The organism is Pseudomonas fluorescens (assembly GCF_902497895.1).
GTDB lineage: Bacteria > Pseudomonadota > Gammaproteobacteria > Pseudomonadales > Pseudomonadaceae > Aquipseudomonas > Aquipseudomonas fluorescens_BP.
This window is the reverse complement of the sequence record NZ_CABVHQ010000074.1, coordinates 1-20,208: the sequence shown is the minus strand read 5'-3', so window position 1 is coordinate 20,208 and position 20,208 is coordinate 1. Positions and strand designations below refer to the sequence as shown.

21 protein-coding genes and 1 pseudogene are annotated in these 20,208 nt (G+C 59.2%); 12 read left to right on the top strand and 10 right to left on the bottom strand.

Going from position 1 to position 20,208, the window contains the following annotated elements:
• Window positions 1–22 precede the first annotated feature (22 nt).
• Window positions 23–565, bottom strand: a complete 543-nt coding sequence (locus F8N21_RS26010) for an Hsp20/alpha crystallin family protein (protein ID WP_150644857.1) — start codon at window positions 563–565, stop codon at window positions 23–25.
• 297 nt (window positions 566–862) lie between these two features.
• Between F8N21_RS26010 and F8N21_RS26005 the strand changes: the two genes are divergently transcribed.
• From F8N21_RS26005 to F8N21_RS25995, 3 genes and pseudogenes are all read left to right on the top strand, one after another.
• The gene (locus tag F8N21_RS26005) at window positions 863–1,363 is read left to right on the top strand and encodes a sigma-70 family RNA polymerase sigma factor (RefSeq protein ID WP_150644856.1); all 501 of its coding nucleotides are present in this window, start codon (window positions 863–865) and stop codon (window positions 1,361–1,363) included.
• Window positions 1,364–1,403: 40 nt separating this feature from the next.
• Entirely contained in the window at window positions 1,404–2,387 is a 984-nt protein-coding gene (locus F8N21_RS26000) for a FecR family protein (RefSeq protein WP_150644855.1), read from the top strand.
• A 97-nt stretch (window positions 2,388–2,484) separates the two neighbouring features.
• Window positions 2,485–3,651, top strand: a pseudogene (locus F8N21_RS25995) (TonB-dependent receptor plug domain-containing protein); the annotation flags it as partial.
• Window positions 3,652–4,230: 579 nt separating this feature from the next.
• On the opposite strand, the gene F8N21_RS25990 reads toward F8N21_RS25995, so the two are convergent.
• The gene (locus F8N21_RS25990) at window positions 4,231–4,767 is read right to left on the bottom strand and encodes a recombinase family protein (protein WP_191624409.1); all 537 of its coding nucleotides are present in this window, start codon (window positions 4,765–4,767) and stop codon (window positions 4,231–4,233) included.
• 738 nt (window positions 4,768–5,505) lie between these two features.
• Here F8N21_RS25990 and F8N21_RS25985 point away from each other — a divergent pair.
• From F8N21_RS25985 to F8N21_RS25955, 8 genes are read left to right on the top strand one after another with little or no spacing between them, the layout of a single operon-like run.
• Complete coding sequence (locus tag F8N21_RS25985; RefSeq protein WP_150644854.1) at window positions 5,506–6,015, top strand: hypothetical protein; 510 nt, start codon at window positions 5,506–5,508, stop codon at window positions 6,013–6,015.
• Entirely contained in the window at window positions 6,012–6,179 is a 168-nt protein-coding gene (locus tag F8N21_RS30595) for a hypothetical protein (protein WP_191624408.1), read from the top strand. Before F8N21_RS25985 ends, F8N21_RS30595 begins: the two co-directional genes overlap by 4 nt.
• 29 nt (window positions 6,180–6,208) lie before the next feature.
• The gene (locus F8N21_RS25980) at window positions 6,209–7,117 is read left to right on the top strand and encodes a hypothetical protein (protein WP_150644853.1); all 909 of its coding nucleotides are present in this window, start codon (window positions 6,209–6,211) and stop codon (window positions 7,115–7,117) included.
• Between the two features lie 2 nt (window positions 7,118–7,119).
• Window positions 7,120–10,686: a hypothetical protein gene (locus tag F8N21_RS25975; protein ID WP_150644852.1), complete on the top strand. Its 3,567-nt coding sequence runs from the start codon at window positions 7,120–7,122 to the stop codon at window positions 10,684–10,686.
• On the top strand, window positions 10,683–10,913 hold the full coding sequence (locus F8N21_RS25970; protein ID WP_150644851.1) for a hypothetical protein: 231 nt from the start codon (window positions 10,683–10,685) through the stop codon (window positions 10,911–10,913). The genes F8N21_RS25975 and F8N21_RS25970 overlap by 4 nt, the downstream gene beginning before the upstream one ends.
• Entirely contained in the window at window positions 10,906–11,457 is a 552-nt protein-coding gene (locus tag F8N21_RS25965) for a hypothetical protein (protein ID WP_150644850.1), read from the top strand. The genes F8N21_RS25970 and F8N21_RS25965 overlap by 8 nt, the downstream gene beginning before the upstream one ends.
• A complete protein-coding gene (locus F8N21_RS25960; RefSeq protein ID WP_150644849.1) occupies window positions 11,454–12,401 on the top strand; it encodes a hypothetical protein in 948 nt (315 codons plus the stop codon). Before F8N21_RS25965 ends, F8N21_RS25960 begins: the two co-directional genes overlap by 4 nt.
• 14 nt (window positions 12,402–12,415) lie before the next feature.
• Window positions 12,416–12,769: a hypothetical protein gene (locus tag F8N21_RS25955; RefSeq protein ID WP_150644848.1), complete on the top strand. Its 354-nt coding sequence runs from the start codon at window positions 12,416–12,418 to the stop codon at window positions 12,767–12,769.
• Between the two features lie 157 nt (window positions 12,770–12,926).
• On the opposite strand, the gene F8N21_RS25950 is transcribed toward F8N21_RS25955, so the two are convergent.
• From F8N21_RS25950 to F8N21_RS25920, 7 genes are all read right to left on the bottom strand, one after another.
• Window positions 12,927–13,193, bottom strand: coding sequence for a hypothetical protein (locus F8N21_RS25950; RefSeq protein WP_150644847.1), 267 nt, complete (start codon window positions 13,191–13,193; stop codon window positions 12,927–12,929).
• A gap of 101 nt (window positions 13,194–13,294) precedes the next feature.
• On the bottom strand, window positions 13,295–13,624 hold the full coding sequence (locus F8N21_RS25945) for an amiloride-sensitive sodium channel family protein (RefSeq protein WP_150644846.1): 330 nt from the start codon (window positions 13,622–13,624) through the stop codon (window positions 13,295–13,297).
• Window positions 13,621–14,112, bottom strand: coding sequence for a hypothetical protein (locus F8N21_RS25940; RefSeq protein WP_150644845.1), 492 nt, complete (start codon window positions 14,110–14,112; stop codon window positions 13,621–13,623). Before F8N21_RS25940 ends, F8N21_RS25945 begins: the two co-directional genes overlap by 4 nt.
• Window positions 14,105–14,659, bottom strand: a complete 555-nt coding sequence (locus F8N21_RS25935; protein WP_150644844.1) for a hypothetical protein — start codon at window positions 14,657–14,659, stop codon at window positions 14,105–14,107. Before F8N21_RS25935 ends, F8N21_RS25940 begins: the two co-directional genes overlap by 8 nt.
• On the bottom strand, window positions 14,652–16,448 hold the full coding sequence (locus tag F8N21_RS25930) for a primase-helicase family protein (protein ID WP_150644843.1): 1,797 nt from the start codon (window positions 16,446–16,448) through the stop codon (window positions 14,652–14,654). Before F8N21_RS25930 ends, F8N21_RS25935 begins: the two co-directional genes overlap by 8 nt.
• Window positions 16,449–16,503: 55 nt before the next feature.
• Window positions 16,504–16,818 (bottom strand): helix-turn-helix transcriptional regulator, encoded by a 315-nt coding sequence (locus F8N21_RS25925; protein ID WP_150644842.1) that lies wholly within the window; start codon window positions 16,816–16,818, stop codon window positions 16,504–16,506.
• A 151-nt stretch (window positions 16,819–16,969) separates the two neighbouring features.
• Complete coding sequence (locus F8N21_RS25920; RefSeq protein WP_150644841.1) at window positions 16,970–18,274, bottom strand: tyrosine-type recombinase/integrase; 1,305 nt, start codon at window positions 18,272–18,274, stop codon at window positions 16,970–16,972.
• Between the two features lie 72 nt (window positions 18,275–18,346).
• On the opposite strand from F8N21_RS25920, the gene F8N21_RS25915 reads away from it, so the two are divergent.
• Complete coding sequence (locus F8N21_RS25915; protein WP_224788294.1) at window positions 18,347–19,762, top strand: TonB-dependent receptor family protein; 1,416 nt, start codon at window positions 18,347–18,349, stop codon at window positions 19,760–19,762.
• Between the two features lie 42 nt (window positions 19,763–19,804).
• Here the strand turns inward: F8N21_RS25915 and F8N21_RS31150 are convergent.
• Window positions 19,805–20,208, bottom strand: a 404-nt coding sequence (locus tag F8N21_RS31150; protein WP_224788293.1) for a hypothetical protein, incomplete at its 5' end; no start/stop codon positions are given.

Below are 20,208 nucleotides of genomic sequence, written 5' to 3'. Positions count from 1 at the left end.
AGGGGCAAGGCCGTTCATGGTTTCAGTCGGCCTTGATCTGCACGACTTTTTCCGACTTCATGGCCTCGGCTTTTTTCGGCAGCGACACCGTCAGCACGCCTTTGCTGAAATGAGCTTCGATCCTGTCGACATCGACTCCCTTGGGCAAGTTGAAGACCCTTTCGAATGAGCCATAACGGCGTTCGGAGAGGTGATAGCCTTTGCGGTTCTCTTCCCGGTCTTCTTTCTTTTCGCCTCTGATCGTCATGGACTCGTCAGATAGCTTGATCTCGATGTTTTTTTCATCCATGCCGGGAAGTTCGGCGCTGATTTCATAGCTTTTCTCTTTCTCGGCGATATCCACCGCGGGTTGGCCGTGACCGATCAATTCCCTGCGCCAGAACGTCTCGAGATCGAAAGCGCTGCGGCTGAAAGGAGAAAGCGCCGAGCCTCGACCGAAATCTTCGAACAGATGGTCGACCTGCTGGCGCAGCCTATCGAATGGCCGCCATGGGTCCAGAGCGGTAGGTTGCCGACTGGTTTTCTCTCCAGAGCTGATGGGCATTTTCTTCACTGAGTTGGACATTTCTTTTCTCCTCTTGGGTCACTTCGAGGTGGACTGCAAATGTCCGGATGCCTGTCCACATCGAGAGGGGACAATCCGGGATAACCACGCTCTGCAGCGGTCTTCCCGGCACAGGCGAAACTGGCCTGTGAACGTCTTTGGTACTCATTAAGCATAGGCGCGCTTGAGGTTTGTATCACTCCAGGGCGGGGGGCAGCCGAGAAAAACGCGACGAGCGGAGCGACTACCAACGCGAATGAATTGCCCGGCTTAATAGGAAGCATTACTATTCAGGCCCCGCCTCCATAGCACACCGCGATGACCCCCAAGCTGCCCCGCAGACCAGGCTTTTTCGAGCACTACGAAGAGTTGATCGGCACCTGGACGCGGCGGCTGAGAAATCGTCAGCAGGCCGAGGATCTGGCCCATGACACTTTCGTGCGGGTGCTCGAGTCCGTGTCGGCGACAGTCGAGCAGCCACGGGCGTATCTGCATCAAACCGCGCGCAATATCGCGGTGGACGCTTATCGGCGTGAAGATCGGCGCGGGGCCATGGAACTGGAAGCGATTCATCAGAGTTCGCCGCCCAGCGGCAATCCGGAGCATTTCATGCACGCGATCCAGCTGGCTGACTCCATCGAGCGGGCGCTCACCGAGCTCCCCGTCAACTGCCGCAAGGTGTTTGTCTGGCAGAAGATCGAAGGCCTGACCCAGGCGGAAATCGCCGACCGCCTGGGGCTGTCTAAAAACATGGTGGAAAAGTATATGATCCGCACCCTGCGGCATCTGCGCGACCGCCTCGATGGACTGAGCCAATGAGCTGCCGTGATTTTTCTCCCACCGCCAAACAGGACATTCCATGATGGAGACGGGTGATTGTGCGTGCGGTTCGATGACAGTTCGCGATGAAGCGGCGCTGTGGTTCGTGCGTCTACAGGATCAGCCGGTGAGCGCCGAAGATCATCTGCGCTTCGGGGCCTGGCTGGAGGAGCACCCTCAGCATCGGGATGAATTTCTATTGCTGAAAAAGCTCTGGACGGCTACCGACCTGCTGCCCAGGGCGCGTTTGCAGGCATTGTGTGACACCCCACCGACTCGCGCCAAACGCCGCCCACTGATACGTTATGCGGTGGCGGCCAGTGTGCTCGCGGTGGCCCTCGGTCTGGGCTTGTTCAACGGCTTGAACCAGCCGGCGGCCTACACCGCCGAGTTCTCCACAGCCCTCGGCGAGCGTCGTCAGGTGGAGTTGCCGGACGGTTCGATGATCGATTTGAACAGCCGCAGCCGGGTTCAAGTGCGTTATGAAACGGACCGACGCGGCATCGAACTCACCCAGGGCGAAGCGATGTTCAGTGTCGAGCACGACAGCCGTCGGCCCTTTGTCGTCGCCGCCGGGTCCGGCAAGGTCACGGTGACCGGGACGCGCTTCGACGTGCGCCGCGATGAGGCTGAAACCCGGGTGGTGGTCGAGTCGGGGACGGTCAAGGTGCAAGGCAGCGAGGCCGACGACGCAAAGTTCGTTAGCCTGACCGCCGGCCTCGGCACCCGCGTCAATGCACAGGGCCAAGTGGCCGCGGCTTATGCGGTCAACCCTCGGGAGCTCACGGCCTGGCGCAGCGGCAAGCTGGTGTTCAACAACGCCAGCCTGACTGAAGTGGCCCATGAAGTATCGCGTTATCGGGACAAACCCCTGCGCGTCTCCAGTCCCGCGGTGGGCAATTTACGCCTGACCAGCGTGTTCAAATCCGCCGACACCGACGCGCTACTCAAGGCCTTGCCGAGCATCCTGCCGGTGGCGGTGCGAACCCTTGACGATGGCAGTCAGGAAATAATTGCGCGATAGATTCAGGTTTTTTTCGAGTTCTTCGTCTTCTTGTCCAACTGCAACTGGTTTGCATTAACAGGCGCACACATTTGTGATCAACAGGACAAAGTTCGACGTGAAGAACCTCGACGTTAAAAACAACAATCCCGCCACGCGGTCTTTTCGTTGGCTGCCATTGGCGCTGGCCCTGGCGGTCAGCGCGGGCATGCCGCTGGCTCATGCCGAGCAGGCACCCGGCAACATTCACATCCCGGCTCAGCCCTTGGGCGAAGCCCTGAGCCAGCTGGGTCAGCAAACGTCGCTGCAAGTGTTCTTCAACCCGCAACTGGTGGCCGGCAAGCAGGCGCCGGCCGTGGATGGCAACCTGTCGCCGGAACAGGCGCTGCGTCAATTGCTTGAAGGCAGTGGCCTGGACTATCAGATCGATGCCGGCTCGGTGACCTTGAGTCCGTCCCCTTCAGCCGCTTCCACGGCGCCAAACGGCCCGCTGGAGTTGGGCGTCACCGACATCAAGGTGGTCGGTGACTGGCTCGCCGATGCCGATCAAGCCGTGGTGCAGAACCACCCCGGCGCGCGCACGGTGATCCGCCGCGAAGCGATGGTCGAGCAGGGCGCGATGAACGTCGGCGATGTGCTGCGCCGGGTTCCCGGTGTGCAAGTCCAGGAAGCCAACGGCACCGGCGGCAGTGACATTTCGCTGAACGTCGGCGTGCGCGGGCTCACTTCGCGCCTGTCGCCGCGCTCCACTGTGTTGATTGACGGCGTGCCGGCGGCCTTTGCTCCTTATGGCCAACCGCAGTTGTCCATGGCGCCGATTTCTTCCGGCAACCTCGACAGCATCGACGTGGTCCGGGGTGCCGGTTCCGTACGTTACGGGCCGCAGAACGTCGGCGGGGTGATCAATTTCGTGACCCGGGCGATCCCCGAGAAGTTCTCCGGTGAAGTCGGCAGCACCCTGGAAACCTCCCAACGCGGTGGCTGGAAGCACATCGACACGGCGTTCCTCGGCGGCACCGCGGATAACGGTATGGGCGTGGCCTTGCTCTACTCGGGCGTGAATGGCGACGGCTACCGCAAAAGCAACAACGACAACGACATCGACGACGTAATCCTCAAGACCCACTGGGCGCCGACCGATAAGGATGATTTCTCGCTGAATTTCCACTACTACGACGCCAGTGCCGACATGCCAGGCGGCCTGACCCAAAAGCAATTCGACGCTGACCCGTTCCAGTCCGACCGCGACTGGGACAATTTCAGCGGGCGGCGCAAGGACGTGTCCTTCACGTCTTTGTGTTTTTACCTGGCTGCCTAGCACAAAGGCTCTAGCTCGGGCGTGTCGGTGGACATGACGGCGGACTATGCGCTTGGCGTATACGGTTAGGGTCACAGTCAGGGTTCCCCTGACGGGCGTTAGGCAAAGCCTAACTGCACGGTTTTGTGGGCGTGGTGGCGGGTGCTGCGATCTTGGCGGGGAGGGGTGGAAGGATAGGTCGCGGTGCTCGGATCTTGGCGGCTTCGGGTGGGCAATGATGGCACAGCTTAGGAGAGGTTATTAGGTTGGGGTGGGGAATTATTAGGTTGGCTGGCACGGGCAGGCACAGGTAATAAAAGCTGGGGAGGCTTGAGGTAGAGCGCTCAGCACAGGTGCTTTCTATTACTTTTATTACTTTTATTACTTTGAGATAGATAAAGAGAGAGAGAGAGAGAGAGAGAGTATAAATATATAAAACCACCCTAATGAAAACGAACTAATAAGCTAATAACGCCTTTGTACCGACCGCTCTATTCCGGGGGTTGTAGGGGGGCTATTAGGTTGTGGACTAATAGCCCCTTGTGCCATCACTGTGCATCCGTACAGCTATCCCCGCATCACCCGCTGAACCGTAGACAGCGAGACGCCCAGATCCTTGGCTGCAGCCCGGAAGGACAAGCCACTCTCCACCGCCACTCGAATCGCCGCATGGTCCGCAGCCTTAGCCCTGCGCTCGTAGACGCCTGCTTCCTTGGCCTTGGCAATACCTTCGGCCTGGCGTTCTCGGATCATGGACCTCTCAAACTGTGCCACTGCGCCCATCATCTGCAGCATCAGGTTCTGGTACTTGTCATCGGAACCAGTGAACGTCAGATCCTCCTTGTGAAACTTCACCTTCACCCGCTGCTTGGTGAATTCCTCGACCAGTGCCAGCAGATCCGCCAGAGAGCGTGCAAGGCGGTCGATAGAGTGAACGTGTAGGGTATCACCAGCGCGAAGAGATCGTCGCATCTCCGCGAGCTGAGGCCGGTCTACGGTGCCACCGCTGACCTTATCAGTGAACACTTTGTCCAGGGCCACGCCATCGAGCTGCCTGACGGTGTTCTGATCCACCGAGCTGACCCGAATGTAACCAATGTCCATCACATCACCTGCTGTATTCATATGTCTAGAGATGCTTATATTCCTCGGCAAGCCTAGAGAAATCAACCCTGAAACTCAAGCAACTGTATTCATTCAGACGCGTGGTCATAAGTGTACTTGTGAATACAGCGCTGAGCCCTCAGCAAAAGAGTCATACCTCGGAAATCATTGTGCTGATTCAGGCAGAAAGCATGACGACTCGCCGCCAGGCGCCAGGGCTGCCAGAAAAAGGCACCCAGGGCCGGAAATCATCGAGGCCGGCAGGGGTGGGTAAGGGGCTTTTTATCGCGCAGATATACGTAATAGGGGGCTGAGTGGTCGCTGAAATTTTTTAAAAATTCCTGAGCGCTAAGCCCGGAGCGAGCGTACAAACACGCATCAGCCCTGTCAGAAATTCCCATAGTTTTTAATCCTCAGCCTTAGCCCGCAGCCCTTAATTTTAAGTCGCCCTTTAAACCTGCTGTGCTAAGAACCCCAGCCCAGACGCCTCGCCACTTAAAATCTTAAATCCAACGTTAATTTTAGCTAGGCCTTAACCTTTAATTTTTAACCAGTCGCCTTAAAAAGCTGCCTATTCCGGCACTTAAAATTAAGCGCCCCCAGTACGCGGATTCGCTGCTAATACACCATATATTATAATCTGTCAATACAATCAGACGAATGGTTCTATCGTGTCGGCATTGTCGTCGATATACTGTGAAACATCGGAGAACGTTCAACCATCGGGGGGTGGGGGAAATGTCCAAGCAGCCGCAACGCCACTCGCAAACCGCAGCGATCACGCTGGCCCAACTCGCGGCCTTGGCGGGCCGTGACCCCTCCTATTTCTCCCTGCACAGAAACGAGCTGCCAGACCCTGTGCCGATCCACACCGGTGCCGAGGGCCGTCCCCAACTCGCCTACAGCCTTGAGCAGATTGCCGCGCTGATCGTTGAGCGGGTCGGTCACCTTGATGAGTCGATCGTCCGCCTGAGGCTCGCCCTTTCTGGTCATCGCCCACCCATCGAGAAGGATCGCGCCGCCATGCTCAGCCCGAAGAATCTCCACAAGTACTCGATGGTCACCTTTGAAGATGGTGGTCACATCGTTTTGCACGACGACCAGATCCTCAGCGAGCTGCCGTCTGATATCGCCACGAAGGTCCGCAGCGCGATTACCAGCAAACACGCCCAGGTCAGCGCCAGCCGCTGTGCCCGCCGCACCCGATCCAACACAGTCACTACTCCTTCAGGAGATGAATCCCAATGAGCCAGGACAAACCGCTGTCGAAAACACCGATGGCCGATCTGATCCGCGATCACGCCCACTGCCTGCCTCCAGAAAAATGGCGTCGGTGCAAGTGGATCTTCTGGGCACCGACCCGCTATGTGCGCAACGTCTACCGCGCACTGACGAAACCCACCTTGCACTGAAACCGGGCGTTGCCCGACTGGGGGATACCATGGCGACCATGGCCGAAATCTTTGCCAACCTGAACACCGGGTTGGGCAATTTAAGCAGTACACCGATGGGTCAGTTTGGTACCCAGATGCTTATGGCGTCCGGGCCGCAACAAGGCAACCCCGGCGGCGGTGCTCGTCTTGGTCAGGCTATGGCTGGCATGAACGAGATGCAACGTCAACAGGCACTGCAGCAGTACAGAGCCCAGCAGATCCAGCAGATGGAACAGCAACGTGCTTTCCAGATGCAGCAGGCCCAGGCCAAAGCCGAGCAACAACAGCGCCAAGAAGCCGCAATGCAGAGCCCCGAGTTCCAAGCCAAGCTTGGCCCGGTCGCTCAGCAGATGGCAGCTTTGGGCATGGCGCCGGACGATGTGATCCGGGCGAATTCCAGTGACGCACTCCAGGCCCATAGAGCTCAGCAACTCGCTCAACAGCAATCCCATTTTGCCCAGCAGCAAGCCCGCATCGGTGCCGGCAGTGGCGGTGGTCAACCATCTGGCCCGAAGATCCCGACGCCACGGCAGGTACTCGAGGAACCGTTAGAAAACAATATGGTTCAGCGGCACCTGCTGGACCCTACCACCGGGCAATACCGCCCATACGGCCGTCCTTACCCAGCCTTCGCACCAGGCAGACAATCCGACCCGATGGATGCTTTGTTGGAAGAAGTGACCCCGGACGATAACGTCGGTGCCGGTCCTGCAGTGCCAGGCCTCCCAGGTGCGAACGCAGCCGCCATGCAGCCAGCCCGCCAAGGCGCTGAATTGCTCATGCACGGATCCGGTAGTAACCCGATGGCGCGTAAACCCGCCACGCCCAAGACCCAAGCCGACTACGCCGCCCTCCCTGCAGGCAGCGCCTACATAGACCCTGTAAGCGGCAAAGTCGCTATCAAACGGGGTAAATGACCATGGCCTTGTCCGCCTTCGGTGACGAGTTGAGCGCCTTCGGTGACGCCCTTGAAACGGCGCCGCCAAGTCAACCTGTGCCCCAAGCGCAGGCTACGTCAGCCTTCGGTGATCCGCTCAGTTCGTTCGGTGATCCGCTGGAAGCCGAACCACCCGCACCGAAAACCGGTGGCATGGCTGGTGTATTGATGGCTGCGCAACCACAAGCCGCACCTCAACCTGTGCCATCCGCGCAACCTCAATTGCCCAACCGCACAGCCGGTCAATGGGTGACGGACGCAGGCGTCAGTGTCGGGAAAACCGCCTATAACGCATTCGACTCCCTGGCTGGTCTTGGGGACGTCGCCACAGGTGGCGCGGTGACGCCGTGGCTTGCCGAACATGGTATGGATTCCAAGGCCGCTCGCGCCGCACTCGACGCGGAGTTGTCACCGCAAGCCAGGGCACAGCAACAGGAAGTCGCGAACGCCAAGGGCTTCGGTCCTACGGTTGCGGCAATGCTGCAAAACCCGGCGTACACCGCAGGCCAAGTGGTCGAGAGCGTAGGCCCGATGGTCCTCGGCGGCGTCGCCGGTAAAGGCGTGGCGCTCGGTGCCAGGGCGGCAGGACTGAACGCAGGTCGCGCTGCGCTTGTCGGTGCTGGCGCGGGGGAAGGCTTGCTGGCCGCAGGCCAGCAGGCAGCCCAGACCGTACAGCAGACCGGCACATTGACCCCCGGTCAATCCGGCCTTGCACTGTTGTCAGGCGGTTTAACTGGCCTGCTCGGTATGGCTGGCGCCCGTATTGGCCGCAAGTTAGGCGTGGCCGACATTGATGCGCAGATGGCTGGTGCCAATAGCGTCGATGTGGCTAAGGGATACGTGAACCGCGCACTAACCGGCACCGGTATCGAGTCTCTGGAGGAGCTAACCCAGAGTGGTCAGCAACAAGTGTTGACCAACTTGGCCACCGACCGGCCAGCGTTGGAAGGCGTCGATAAACAGATGGCCATGGGCGGTGTGCTTGGCGGGGTTATGGGTATGGGCGCCGCGTTGCGATCCCCCAACACGCCAGCGCCAGCACCTGTGCCTATGGCGCAGCCCGTACAGCAGGCCCAAGGTATGCCAATGCCTACCCCAGCGCCCGCAACGTCCCCAATCGCAGCACAGGCGTCCGCACCACAGGGCTTACATGCGTCTGTCCTGGCAGCGATGCAGGGCCAGCAACCCGCGCCAGGACCGGCGATTGCCCCTGCCCAGAATGCACCACCAGCGGCGCCCGCATCACCACCGATGCCAAGAGAGTTCGCAGGCAGTCGCGACGTGGCCCCTCTGTTCAGGTCGATGGGCATGGATCAGGCGCAGATGGATAAGAGTTTGGAACTGCTGCGCGATGTCGAGCCAGACATTCAAGCGGCTCGCCGGGGCACCATCAGTTGGGAGGAAACCGGCCAGCTCGCCGCGTTGACCGGCACCACTGTCGAGAAGCTGCGCAAGCATCGCGTAGGCGTTGCCTTCAATGCTGAAGAGCAAGTGGCTGCCACTCGCCTGTTGAAGGATCAGACGCTCAAAACCCTCGAACTCGGGAACAAGATCAGCACTGGCATGGCCGGTGAAATCGACCAGGCCAACTTCCTGCAAGCGCTCGCTGATCTTCGCACCACGCAGAAGGCCGTCATGTCATCCCGCGCCGAGATCGGTCGGGCGATGTCCGCCATGCGCGCCGATGTCACCACGATGAAAGATGCCAGCCGACTGATCGAATCAGCCGGGAGTGCTAACGGCGTCAAGGCGATTGCCGATGCCCTGACCACTGCCGCCCGTGTGGGTGGTGTCGAGGCTGCCAACAAGATGGCTCGCGCCTCTGGCTCTGACGCGTTCTGGACGTTCTACAAGTCCGCGCTGCTGTCGTCGCCAGACACGCACATCGTGAACATGGTGAGCAACCTGTTTACTAGCGGATTGCAGGTTCCGACTCGGCTCCTTGCCGGTGGTATCGGTGCCGCCAAGCGACTCGCTACCGGTGGCAAGGCTGGCGAAACCCGCATGGGCGAGGCTGGCTACCAGCTGGCCGGAATGCTCGAGGGCTCAATCAACGGTGCCAAAGGCGCAGTGGAGTCCTGGCGTACTGGGGCAGATGCGTTCGGCGACAGCAACAAGGCCGAGATTTACCGCAGTGATTACCCAGGCCAGCAGGTGTGGGGCACACCACTGAGGCTTTTACAATCTGAAGACGCCTTCTTCAAGAACTTGAACGATGGCATGGAGCGATATTCAGTTGCATACCGCATGGCCGCTCAGGAACTGAAAGGCCAAGGCACAGCCGCTGTGCATAAACGTGTGCAGGAGCTGATCGCCAATCCGCCCAAGGAGTTGGTCGAGGCTGGCCACGATGCGGCGCTGTTCCACACGTTCAACAACAACGCAGGCAGGATGACCCAGGCGGTGAACAATTGGCGTCACGCGCTGCCCTATGGCACCGGAAATATTGTGATTCCTTTCCTAAGAACTCCAGCAAATTTAATCACTTACGCCGTCAAGCACACTCCAGCGGCGGCGGTCTTCAAAGAGGTCCGCGCCGATATCAAGGCCGGGGGCGCCAAGCAGGAAGAAGCGTTCGCCCGTATGGGCATCGGCTCACTGTTGATCTCCCTCGGTGCCGTCGGCGCCCTGAACGGCTCACTAAGTGGTGGCGGCCCCGAAGATCCGAAGGAACGCAAGGCTTGGTTGGCTGCAGGAAACCAGCCATATAGCTTGCTGGTTAACGGAAAATGGCATGCGTACAACCGTATCGAACCGCTGGCCTCGCTGATCGGTATCGCCGCCGATGTTGCCACCGGTGCAGAGAATCAAGCGCTGGGTATGGCGAGCATCTTCAAAGCGATTGGCCGGAACTTCACTTCTAAGACTTGGCTGCAAGGACTCTCCGGCGTCATGCAGGCCATGACCGACCCTGACCGGTACGGCGCCAGCTTCGTCAACCGTGCTGGTGCGACCCTGGTCCAGCCTGCCACGTTGCTTTCACACATTGGCCGGTACGGCGACCCATACCAGCGCGCCACGGATAAAGATAGTTTCCTCGACCAGCTCAAGTACCGCCTGCCCGGTGAAACCCTCGGGCGTGAATCCCTGCCCATCAAACACGACCACTTCGGCCAGCCGATGATGGAGGCAGAGCGCCAGATTGGTCGCGCCGGTCCCATCCCGATTGCCACCCCTAGCGACGACCCTGTTCGGCTGGAAGCAGCCCGTCTTGGTTGGATGCCGGGTGCCATGCAGAGCCACTTCAGTGTTCCAGTCAAAGGCCAGCGAAGCACACGTTATGACCTGACTGACGACCAGCTACGGGAATTGAACGAGCTAGCCGGTGCCAGGATGCACGCGGCTGCCGGGAACCTGATGCGAACCAGGTACTGGGAATCGCTTAACGACGACGAACGCCAGGACGCTTTGGACAAAATCATGAAGGACGCGCGGGGCTCCGCACGAGTGGCATTTGTGCCGTACCTGAACGGTGGCAAGCGCGGGTTGATCGACTTGTACCGCAAGCAGACAAGCAGTTGGAGACAAACTCATGGGGGTAAGAAATGAGCACCGACAAAGAATCACTCAACGCCGACGTGGCAGCAGCTCAGGCCGCGCTCGACAAATTACTGAAGATCGAAAAGCTGCTGTGGACCGAACTGCCAGCCGCCCAAAACGCGTTGCGTGTTGCAGAGAAACGATTGCGTGAGGCCAACCGCCCAGATCGCGCAGCCAGCAGGAAGCACGAAATTGACCTACTGAAGAAGCGCCTAGGGGAGGCCCAAAATGTTTAACGAAGCCGAACGCGAACACCTACGCCAAGAGTGCCGGATCAACTCGATTGATTTTAGCCGCGCCCGCATCTGTGCCGCCAGAGACGGCGGCTATGTCGTGAAGTTCGACCCACCGCTGGTGGAATTGGGCACGGTGCTGACCGATGTGCCAAGCGAAATCGACGCACGCACCGGGGCGATCGCCGAGGGTGAAATGCTGACCTGGCTGATGAAAATTCAACGAAGTGAGAGGATCCGCATCCGCGCTGGGCGCGTGTTCGGATGGTCGCAGGATCAATTGAATAGACGTCCCCTGACCCAAGACGAAATCGCCGAATACAAAGCGAGCCTCGCACATGCCGCCGAAGTTAAACGCCTGACCAAGGAACTCGAAGCCGCAGTGAAATCCAGCGCCGAATCAGCCAAGGCGCAAGCCGGTGCCGATGAGCTGAGAGAGCGCTACGGCCTCGCAGCCAGCAAGCCAGCGAAGAAACCAGAGGCGAAGGCAGTCCCATTGCCCAGTGCCAAACCGAAACGAGCCCCATCGCGTGGAGTGCAATTATGAGCACCGAAGATCTGAGTGAGAGCCTCGCCGCGCAGCTGACGGGTAGCGTTGGCCTTGAAGAATCTGGCGAAGGTATGTCGAACGACTTGGCCGACGCGGTCGAGGAGCAGGCACAGTATGAGGCCGAGAAAGACATCCCGGTTTCCAACGATGTTGAGGATACCCAGCAGGGTGAGCTGGATAGAGAAGCCGAGGCTGAGCAAGCCCAGCAGCGTGGCCGGAAAGTGCCGATCCAAGCTTTGCACGAAGCTCGCCGCCAAAAACAAGAACTCCAAGTGCAATTGGCTGCGCAACAGCAGCAGCTCGCTCAGATTCAGGCTCAATGGCAAGCTGCCCAGCAAGCGCAACAGCTCGCGCAGCAGGAAGCGGAGTGCCCGGATTTTGACGAATCGCCCCGCGAATATATCGAATTCAAGGAGAGACAGATCGCCCGACAGCTCCTCGAGCTGAAGAACGGTCCAGCCCCTGTGCCAGTGCAACAGCTCGAGCAGCAGGTCATGCAGGAGGCGCAACTACTTGCCCCCGTGATCAGCGATGCGGAAGCACGGTTCGAGGCGTCGAACCCGGACTATCGCCAAGCGTTCGACCACGTCATGGCAACCGTCGAGCAGAACATGCGTGCTCAACACCCAGGCATCGACGGGCGGCAGCTTGGGATGTTGCGCACCGCCGCGCTCCTGACAGTCGCAAAGCAATGTCAATCGAACGGCCAGGACGTTGCCGCATTCGTCTACAGCCGCGCCCAGGCGATGGGCTACCAGCCCGCCAGCCGTGCACCGCGCAAGCAGGCGAACACGTCCTTGTCCAACCTTGCCGGCTCTCCGAGAGCGCCTGATGAACGTGGGGCGATGAGCGCCAGCCAGATCAGCGACATGTCGGAAAAAGAGTTCGATTCCTTTTGGGCAGAGATGAAACAGTCGTCGATTCAGCGGCCGAAAATCTGAGCGAGGTGAGCATCATGCCAAAGGGACGACCAAAAGCGGCGGCACAGTTGGCCAGCATGGCGAGCGTCGAGTACCTTCTGTGTGACCTGCAGAGGGACATCGAGTGTCGCGGCAGCGAGGTATCCAAGCAACGCCGCCGCGCTATCTTGCGGGGCTTCCGGGCCGGGTTTTACTCGGCCATCGACAAGCCGACCAAGGCCGAAGTAGCGGCGCTGTTGCGCGCTGAACTCTACGGTCACCCGCTGCCGGTGACCTGTGTCGATGATGTGCAAGACGATGGATGCGACCCGTGGCTGATGGCTATGGAGTCGGGGCCAACAACCTGTGCCGGTCTGGCACACCAAACCGAGGAAAGCAGTGATGATTGATAAACGCGAAGGTACGACCAAGAAACCGGTCAAGGATGAAACATGGTTCCCCGGACAAGCGCCATTGGAAGCGCCAAAGAATGAGCCGGGTAAGGGTGGTAAAGGGAAGTGAGCATGTGCTGCACATGGATGAAGCAGGGGGCCAATCAAGGCCCCTTTATTTTGCCCTGGGCAGCATACCGTCCGCCTCGGCCTTCTTCAGCAGCATGAACATTTCACACAAGTAGTTGACTTCGCTACACCCACCAGGGAGTTTCATCGCACATGCTTGAGCCACTTCTGCCGCAATGCGTTGGGCTCCTTTCGATAAAGACAGGTAGGTGTCCACTGTCCAGTCGACATCCGCAGTGCAAGTCTCAGAGCCCTTGCCGGTACTAAACATGAGCTTGGTACCTGGCTTGAATTGGGCCTTGAGACGTTTCATCAGCGCCTCGTTGAAAAGGTGTATGTGCTCGTCGTCCATTGTCGCTGGCCCCGGGTGCCCAAGATCGTCAGTCCATTGTGCCCTCTTTGTTGCCTTACGATCTACGGCTTGGCCACGATACGCCGGAAAAGCTCCTTGAAGTGTTTGTACTCTGGCCGCACAAACGCCCGCTCAAACATCCAGGCGCTGACGGCGACCCAGCCGATGTAGCTGGGTACCGAGTACAGGTCGAACACTGCGACGCCTGCCCAGTCCAGCACTACGTACAGCACCGCCCATACGTGTGCCCATAGCAGGCCCCCTATCAGGAGCGCTGCGAGGATCTGCACACCGTATTTACTCCGCATGACGTACCGATCCCATAGGACGCCAATAGGCCACGCAGCCACGCCTATCGCAGCCAGCACGAGCAGCATCCAGATGATGTTCATTGCGAGTCCTCCTCATCGTTGTTGATGTCATCCATGAGCTTCTCGAAGTCGTTGTCGCTGACCACCGAAATGTCACGCTCGATCCGTGCCTCCGGTGGTGGTGTGCGTTCGATGATGGCGGCTGCCGTCGAAATGGCGGCCAGGACTTCGATCAGATCCATCGCGCCAGCGCCTTTCTTCTTGTCGTCGTCTTCGTCTTCCTGAACTTTCACCCGGTCGATGACGTACTTGCGGCATTTGTACCGGGTACCCTCGTCAAGGCTGTACCTCGCGTCGTGGACCATACCCAAGAGCATTTCCTTGGCGTACTCGATGGCCAACAGGTCGACCTCATGTTGGGCCTTGCGCTTGGCGGCGATCTGTTGGGCGCGTTCGTCTTTGCGCTGGGTGGCGAGTTCTTTATCGAACCGTCGCGCTGCCGTACCGTAAAGGTCCAAAGAAAACGAGACGGGCAATGGCGCGGTCACGGTGCCAGAGATGCTAGTCATTTGTTCGGCCCCCTTCAAAATCCCAGCCTGCTGGGCGTTCTCCACGGGGCATGTAGTCGCGCCGTGGCGACCGGGTCTTGTGCAGCCCATATGCGTCCCACTCGCGCAGCGACATTCTGGACACGCCGATAAGCGCGTTAGGCCATTCCTTCGACCCGCGATCATCGACGGTGAATCCCAACGCGATGGCGGCACAGATCAACGCGCCGTTGCTGACGTAGTTCCCCACGAGGCGCTCCGCTACGTGCTTGAGGCCGTAGCTACCGAGGGTCGGCACCTTTACCTTCTTCGCTGTCGCCAGGACCCGACAGGCGTCGTCGAATTCCAACACGAAGTCCTGCCTGAACGCTTCGCGTCGGTGGTCTGCATAATGAGGGCGGCTTGTCCCCATGTAGCCACTGGGCGTAATGAAGATGTCTTGCTCCAGCACTTGGCGCAACGTCAACGCGGTGCCATCTGCCGGCGCGTCCAGTGAATACCGTAGCGGGTACTGCACCGCTGTGTGGTTCACCATGGACAACATTATCGGACTGGAAAAACTACTCATGGTCGTCTCCAAATGGCGGCATGCCTTCGGGGGGAATGCGGCTGGTGATGTAATCGTTCCACACGCTCACAGGTTGCTGGTCCCACCACTCAGGGTTCGCCCAACACCAGACTTTTGTGTTCGGATTGCTTGAGGGCTTACCGCTCGCGTTCGGCTTGAATAGCTGTTTGCAGCCGAGTTTTTTAAACATACCGGGCAGGGTTTCCGGCTTGATGCCGTAGTCACGTACAAGCATAGGGTGCAGCGTGTTCAGCTCGTTGTAGACACCGAGGCAGCGGCCTATCTGCAAAGAGAAGCCACCTTCGCGGGAGGCCATACGATCTTCCATGAAGTTGATCCCGTGCCCACGGGCGGCGTGCTGCATGTCCTTGGCGGCAGCGGTTTGCGGTGCTGGTGCGTGTGGATTCCAGCCTTGAAAATCCCAGGTCGCCAGCACGTTGGCAAACACACCCGCCCCCGGCCCGTCTATCCACGCGGTCAGCTTCTCGTAGTACCACGTATACCCTGGCGCGTCAGTGGCCAACGGCTCTCCTTTCTCGTCCGAGTCCTTACGCTTTTCGAGGCAGCGGAGTACGTTGATGCGGCCTTCGTTATCCGTTAGCGGCAGCGCGTCCTCGTGGTTCGTGGTGAGGATGTAATGGACGGTGTTTCTGACCTCCCGCGCTGGCCGGCCTTTAGGCTCAACCACGACACGTTCAGCCGATACCCTGTTTTTAAATACCTCGAATCTGTCACGGTCTTTCCCGGCAAGGCGCACCTCATTGATGATCGCGATCCTCTTATTCAAGAGCGCATCGTCGAACTTGCTCGTAAGTAGACCGCCGTCGCCATCGGCCAGAACCAGAGGTGCGCCGAATACCCGCGTGATGAGCCGACCCACCAGATTCTTGCCCACCCGCCGATACTCTGAATAGAACATGAACGCCGTTGGCAGCTTGTCTTCCGGGTGCTGGTACAGCCATGCCAGCCAGCACAGGAAGCGGGTCACGCCCGCTACGTCACCGCCCGAGATGTACAACAAGTGAACCCAAAGGATCACCATGTCGTCGCGGGTGGCGAGTAGGTTACGTTCGGCCATCTCACGCTTGAGGACGTGCCACAAGTTGAACGTGTTCGGGTTGTCTTCGTGCTCCAGCAGCGAAGTAGGCTCCATCACAAGGTGCAGAACTACCCGGCGCTGGGGATCGTTCCACTCCCACCAGATTTCACCGGCAGGGAAGGACTTCCACCCGGTGACGCCTTTTTTAACCTCGACCGCCCGCAAGACAACTCCCCAGCGCTTGGCGCAGTAATGCTTGAGGCCCTCCTTGCTCAACCTACAGCCCGTTTCGATGTGGTAAGCGACTACCGGCCCTTCGCCTGTCACCATGATCAGGTCTTCGCTGATGTAGCGCAGGATTTCTCTGGATTCGGGGTCAATATCCCCAGCTTTGACCATCGCTGGCGTCGTGCTGGCGCTGGTATTCGTCGGCTCCACCTCGACCCTGGCTTCTGGCTGGATAACCAAACTTTCCCCCTTACCGAACTCGATGGTCCTGTTCGGCACAACGCTAAGGGACGCCCCGATCTTGCGTTGAGTAGCTGCCCGCTCGGCGTCATCATTGGAAGGGGTCAGCACATTGGTAACTACTGACAGCGCTTCACTGGCAGCGGCGCTAGCCGGGGTAGAATGCGGCGTCTTCGATGTGCCCGAGGGCTGCACCGGTGGCGTGTTTATCTGCGGCCAGAGGCGGCCGGCGCGACCAAGAAGGTCGAGACTAGCCGAGGCAGTCATGCTAGAATTTGACATACGAAATGCTCCACTTTAAGCCCCTCTTACTCAGGGGCTTTTCTTTGCGCGCCGTTCAGGCAGGTTGACTGGCAGCGCGACCGGACTTTGCTGCCGGACCAAGTGAGCGGGGCTCTGCGATCTTGTCGCGGACCCATTGCTCGACTTCTTCACGGACGAACATTGTCTTGCCGGCGTAGCCGTTCGAACGTCGCATGCCGATGCAGACAGGTGCCGGGAAGCGTCCGGCCTCGACCCACTCATAAAGGGTCTGGGCGCGCCGGATGCCTGCAACTATCAGAGCTTCGGCGATGGGCATGAACGGGGGGATATAGGCTGTTGCACTGGCCGGAGTGGGGGCTGTTTCGGGGGTGAATTTTTGAGCGGACATAGCAGAGATCCTCAAAATAAATTTGAGTCACTTCAGGGATCTTTTCGCTATTAGAGGTTCGTTGTAAGATTGCTGCGAAGTGACGCTCGAAGTTGTTCGAGCTGAGGCTTATGATAGTTCGGAATCGGAGAGATCAAGTCGTAATTATCTTTTATTCTCCTCTGTCGTCGTCCAACCGCAGTTCGTCCAGCCAATCCGCGTAGCGTTGCGCCAGCTCGATGCGTTCCTGCAGCAGATCACGCCGGTCATACGCCCCGCCAAACGCCGCAGGCGTCTCATGCCCCGTGGACAGAGTGACCACCATGGCATCGGCTCCCAGATCCCGGATCGCGCAGGTCTCAAAACAGGCACGAAACCCATGAGCACTGGCCACCCCGACCGGGTACTTGAGTTGCTTGGTGATCGCCAGGCGCAGGCCATCGGCACCGATGGGGAGGGTTGCATCCTCGCGCCGCGGCAACACGTATTCACACTGCCCAGCGCGCCGCGCCCGTAACTCCTCAAGGATGACCAGCGCCTGCCTTGGCAGCGGCACGATGTGCTGGCGGTGGACCTTGCTCATGGTGAATACCCAGAATCCGGGGTTGGTTTCCAAGTCAGCCCATTTCATCGTTGCCAACTCGACGGGGCGCACCGGCAACAGCATTAACAGGCGCAGTCCGTAGATCGCCGAGCTGTGGCCAGTGATCGCATCCAGACGGTGCAGGAATTCTTTCAGCTGGACGGGATCGGTAATCGCCGGGTAATGCTTATGTCGCGGCTGGCCCTTCTTGCGGATAGGCAGCAACTCTTCGCAGCCCACGGCGACGTTCTCGGTCACGTACCGGGAGACCTTGGCGAAGGCAAGTACCCGCCTGACAACCGACAAGGCAAACCGCTGGCTCTCCCGCTTGCCCCGGTGATGCGCCAGGATCTCCTTGATGTGGTCCACGCTCACCAGGGTTATCGGCACCGGACCCATGACCTTGTTGATCGGTTTCAGCGCGTAGCGGATGCCGTTGTCGGTGCTGGCCGTCCACTCTTTACTGACCTTGGTATGGTCGACGAACTCCTTGGCCACGGCACTGAAGGTGCGCGCCTCGGTGGCCTTCCTGACTGCCTCTGCGACCTTCTCGGCATCCTTGGGATGTTCACCGCGACTGACACCCGCCTTCGCACTCCGCGCCGCTTGACGGGCTTCATCCAAACTCAAGTGGCGAGCAGGCGAGGGCGTCCCGAGGCTGTATATGCCCAAAGTGTGGGTGTGTTCCTTGCTACCTGCCGGGGTGTTGATCCAGTAGCGAAGTCGCCAGGATCTACTACCTGCCGGGGTGACGATCAGGAATAAGCCGCGCACCGTACCATCGGCGTGGGCACCGACTTTCGCGTTGCGCACCGCAGGATCGGTCAGGACTTTCTTCGGCGGCGTCTTGGGTTTCTTGTCTTTGACTTCAGGGGTGGCTGGCTTGGTGGTCATAACTGTATATCCGATGCGTCTCGGTTGACGGGGTCACGGTAAAATATACAGTCGTATACAGGATGACGCCAGATGACGACGGACAACAACGGACAACACCGTAGAAGCACAAGAGAAGCAAACCCCCGAATTAACTGGCCATGGCTGGCGTGGTGCCCGATATATCAGGGCTGGCGGCGGTACACGACGCACTTGTCCTTCAAGTACCTGCGCCAAATCGACGACCGCACCCAGTTCGAAGTGCTGACTTATTACTCCGACAGCTTCCGTGGCAGCAACATCGCCGCCCGCGATCAGCAAACCCTCAGTTCCTATCCGCGCACCTATTACACCTATGGCATCGAGCCGCGGCTGTCCCATGTGTTCGACTTCGGGCCGACCACTCAGGAAGCCAGCGTCGGTTATCGCTACTTGAAAGAAGGCATGCACGAAGAGGCCAGCCGCCTGGCGCTGGTGAATAATCAGCCGGTAGCCACCCCGACTTCGGACGGGCATGTCTATCAGGACCGCACCGGCGGCACTGAAGCCAATGCGTTTTACATCGACGACAAGATCGATGTCGGCAACTGGACCATTACCCCGGGCATCCGTTTCGAAAACATTAAAACCGAGTGGCACGAGCGACCGGTACTGGGCCTCAATGGCCGGCCGGTGCAGGAAAAACGCCGCGAGATCGAAAGCAACGAACCGCTGCCGGCCTTGAGCGTGATGTATCACCTGTCCGATGCCTGGAAACTGTTCGCCAACTACGAGACTTCGTTCGGCAGCCTGCAGTACTTCCAGCTGGGTCAAGGTGGAGTGGGCGATCAGCCCGCCAACGGCCTGAACCCGGAAAAAGCCAAGACCTACGAGATCGGTACTCGCTACAACGATGAGGTGTGGGGCGGTGAGGTCACGCTGTTCTACATCGACTTCGACGAAGAGTTGCAATACGTCAGCAACGATGTCGGCTGGACCAACCTCGGCGCCACCAAGCACCAGGGCCTGGAAGCGTCGGTGCACTATGATCTGGCAGCCCTCGACCCGCGGCTGGATGGCTTGACCGCCAACGCCGGTTTCACCTACACCCGTGCCACCAACGAAGGTGACATCCCCGGCTTCAAGGGCCGTGATCTGCCGTTTTATTCCCGGCAAGTCGCGACCCTGGGGCTGCGTTACGACATCAATCGCTGGACCTGGAACCTCGATGCGTTCGCCCAGTCCCGGCAACATGCACCGGGCACCGGGATCAACGCCGATGGCAGCTTCAGTGGCAACTACATCACCGAAGGTACCGCCGATGGTCAGTTCGGTGACATGCCGGGTTACGTGACCTGGAACATTCGCGGCGGTTATGACTTCGGTTCGCAGCTATCGAACCTGAAGCTCGGCGCAGGGGTGAAGAACCTCTTTGATCACCAGTACTACACCCGCTCGAGCGACAACAACTCGGGGATCTACGTTGGGCAGCCGCGCACCTTCTTTGTGCAGGCCAGCGTCGGGTTCTGATAGACCGAGTCGCCTTCAATCGCGGGCAAGCCCCAATGCCAGTCAGTTAAGTGGCATTTTTTGCGAGGAGCGCTTCAGATTGTTCGCCAGGCTAAAAATCGACTCCTCACCCCAGACCTCTCCCCAGAGGGGGAGCAGATCTTGAGTGTCTGCCGAGCTGCTGCGACCTGTGAAACCGAGTCGAATATGGATTCCACTTGATACTTTCAGGTCGCAGTACATCCTCAGAAACCCACTTTCTGCTCCCTCGCCCCTCTGGGCATAGGTATCTACACATTTTTTGATGCTTGGCAGGGCGTAGCAGCTGTCGAGTAGAACGAGGCAGCGTCCGGCTGCGAAGCAGCCGAAAGACCCTGCACCTCGGTGTTTCAGATAAACCGCGAGCACAGGTTTTACGAGGACTCCGTCCTCGGACGCTGCCTCGTTCCACTCGACAGCTGCTACGG

Bases quoted from the DNA above. Each gene is read 5' to 3' on its own strand.
- F8N21_RS26010 (WP_150644857.1), bottom strand. From the start codon at position 565: ATGTCCAACTCAGTGAAGAAAATGCCCATCAGCTCTGGAGAGAAAACC.
- F8N21_RS26005 (WP_150644856.1), top strand. From the start codon at position 863: ATGACCCCCAAGCTGCCCCGCAGACCAGGCTTTTTCGAGCACTACGAA.
- F8N21_RS26000 (WP_150644855.1), top strand. From the start codon at position 1,404: ATGATGGAGACGGGTGATTGTGCGTGCGGTTCGATGACAGTTCGCGAT.
- F8N21_RS25990 (WP_191624409.1), bottom strand. From the start codon at position 4,767: ATGGACATTGGTTACATTCGGGTCAGCTCGGTGGATCAGAACACCGTC.
- F8N21_RS25985 (WP_150644854.1), top strand. From the start codon at position 5,506: ATGTCCAAGCAGCCGCAACGCCACTCGCAAACCGCAGCGATCACGCTG.
- F8N21_RS30595 (WP_191624408.1), top strand. From the start codon at position 6,012: ATGAGCCAGGACAAACCGCTGTCGAAAACACCGATGGCCGATCTGATC.
- F8N21_RS25980 (WP_150644853.1), top strand. From the start codon at position 6,209: ATGGCGACCATGGCCGAAATCTTTGCCAACCTGAACACCGGGTTGGGC.
- F8N21_RS25975 (WP_150644852.1), top strand. From the start codon at position 7,120: ATGGCCTTGTCCGCCTTCGGTGACGAGTTGAGCGCCTTCGGTGACGCC.
- F8N21_RS25970 (WP_150644851.1), top strand. From the start codon at position 10,683: ATGAGCACCGACAAAGAATCACTCAACGCCGACGTGGCAGCAGCTCAG.
- F8N21_RS25965 (WP_150644850.1), top strand. From the start codon at position 10,906: ATGTTTAACGAAGCCGAACGCGAACACCTACGCCAAGAGTGCCGGATC.
- F8N21_RS25960 (WP_150644849.1), top strand. From the start codon at position 11,454: ATGAGCACCGAAGATCTGAGTGAGAGCCTCGCCGCGCAGCTGACGGGT.
- F8N21_RS25955 (WP_150644848.1), top strand. From the start codon at position 12,416: ATGCCAAAGGGACGACCAAAAGCGGCGGCACAGTTGGCCAGCATGGCG.
- F8N21_RS25950 (WP_150644847.1), bottom strand. From the start codon at position 13,193: ATGAAACGTCTCAAGGCCCAATTCAAGCCAGGTACCAAGCTCATGTTT.
- F8N21_RS25945 (WP_150644846.1), bottom strand. From the start codon at position 13,624: ATGAACATCATCTGGATGCTGCTCGTGCTGGCTGCGATAGGCGTGGCT.
- F8N21_RS25940 (WP_150644845.1), bottom strand. From the start codon at position 14,112: ATGACTAGCATCTCTGGCACCGTGACCGCGCCATTGCCCGTCTCGTTT.
- F8N21_RS25935 (WP_150644844.1), bottom strand. From the start codon at position 14,659: ATGAGTAGTTTTTCCAGTCCGATAATGTTGTCCATGGTGAACCACACA.
- F8N21_RS25930 (WP_150644843.1), bottom strand. From the start codon at position 16,448: ATGTCAAATTCTAGCATGACTGCCTCGGCTAGTCTCGACCTTCTTGGT.
- F8N21_RS25925 (WP_150644842.1), bottom strand. From the start codon at position 16,818: ATGTCCGCTCAAAAATTCACCCCCGAAACAGCCCCCACTCCGGCCAGT.
- F8N21_RS25920 (WP_150644841.1), bottom strand. From the start codon at position 18,274: ATGACCACCAAGCCAGCCACCCCTGAAGTCAAAGACAAGAAACCCAAG.
- F8N21_RS25915 (WP_224788294.1), top strand. From the start codon at position 18,347: ATGACGACGGACAACAACGGACAACACCGTAGAAGCACAAGAGAAGCA.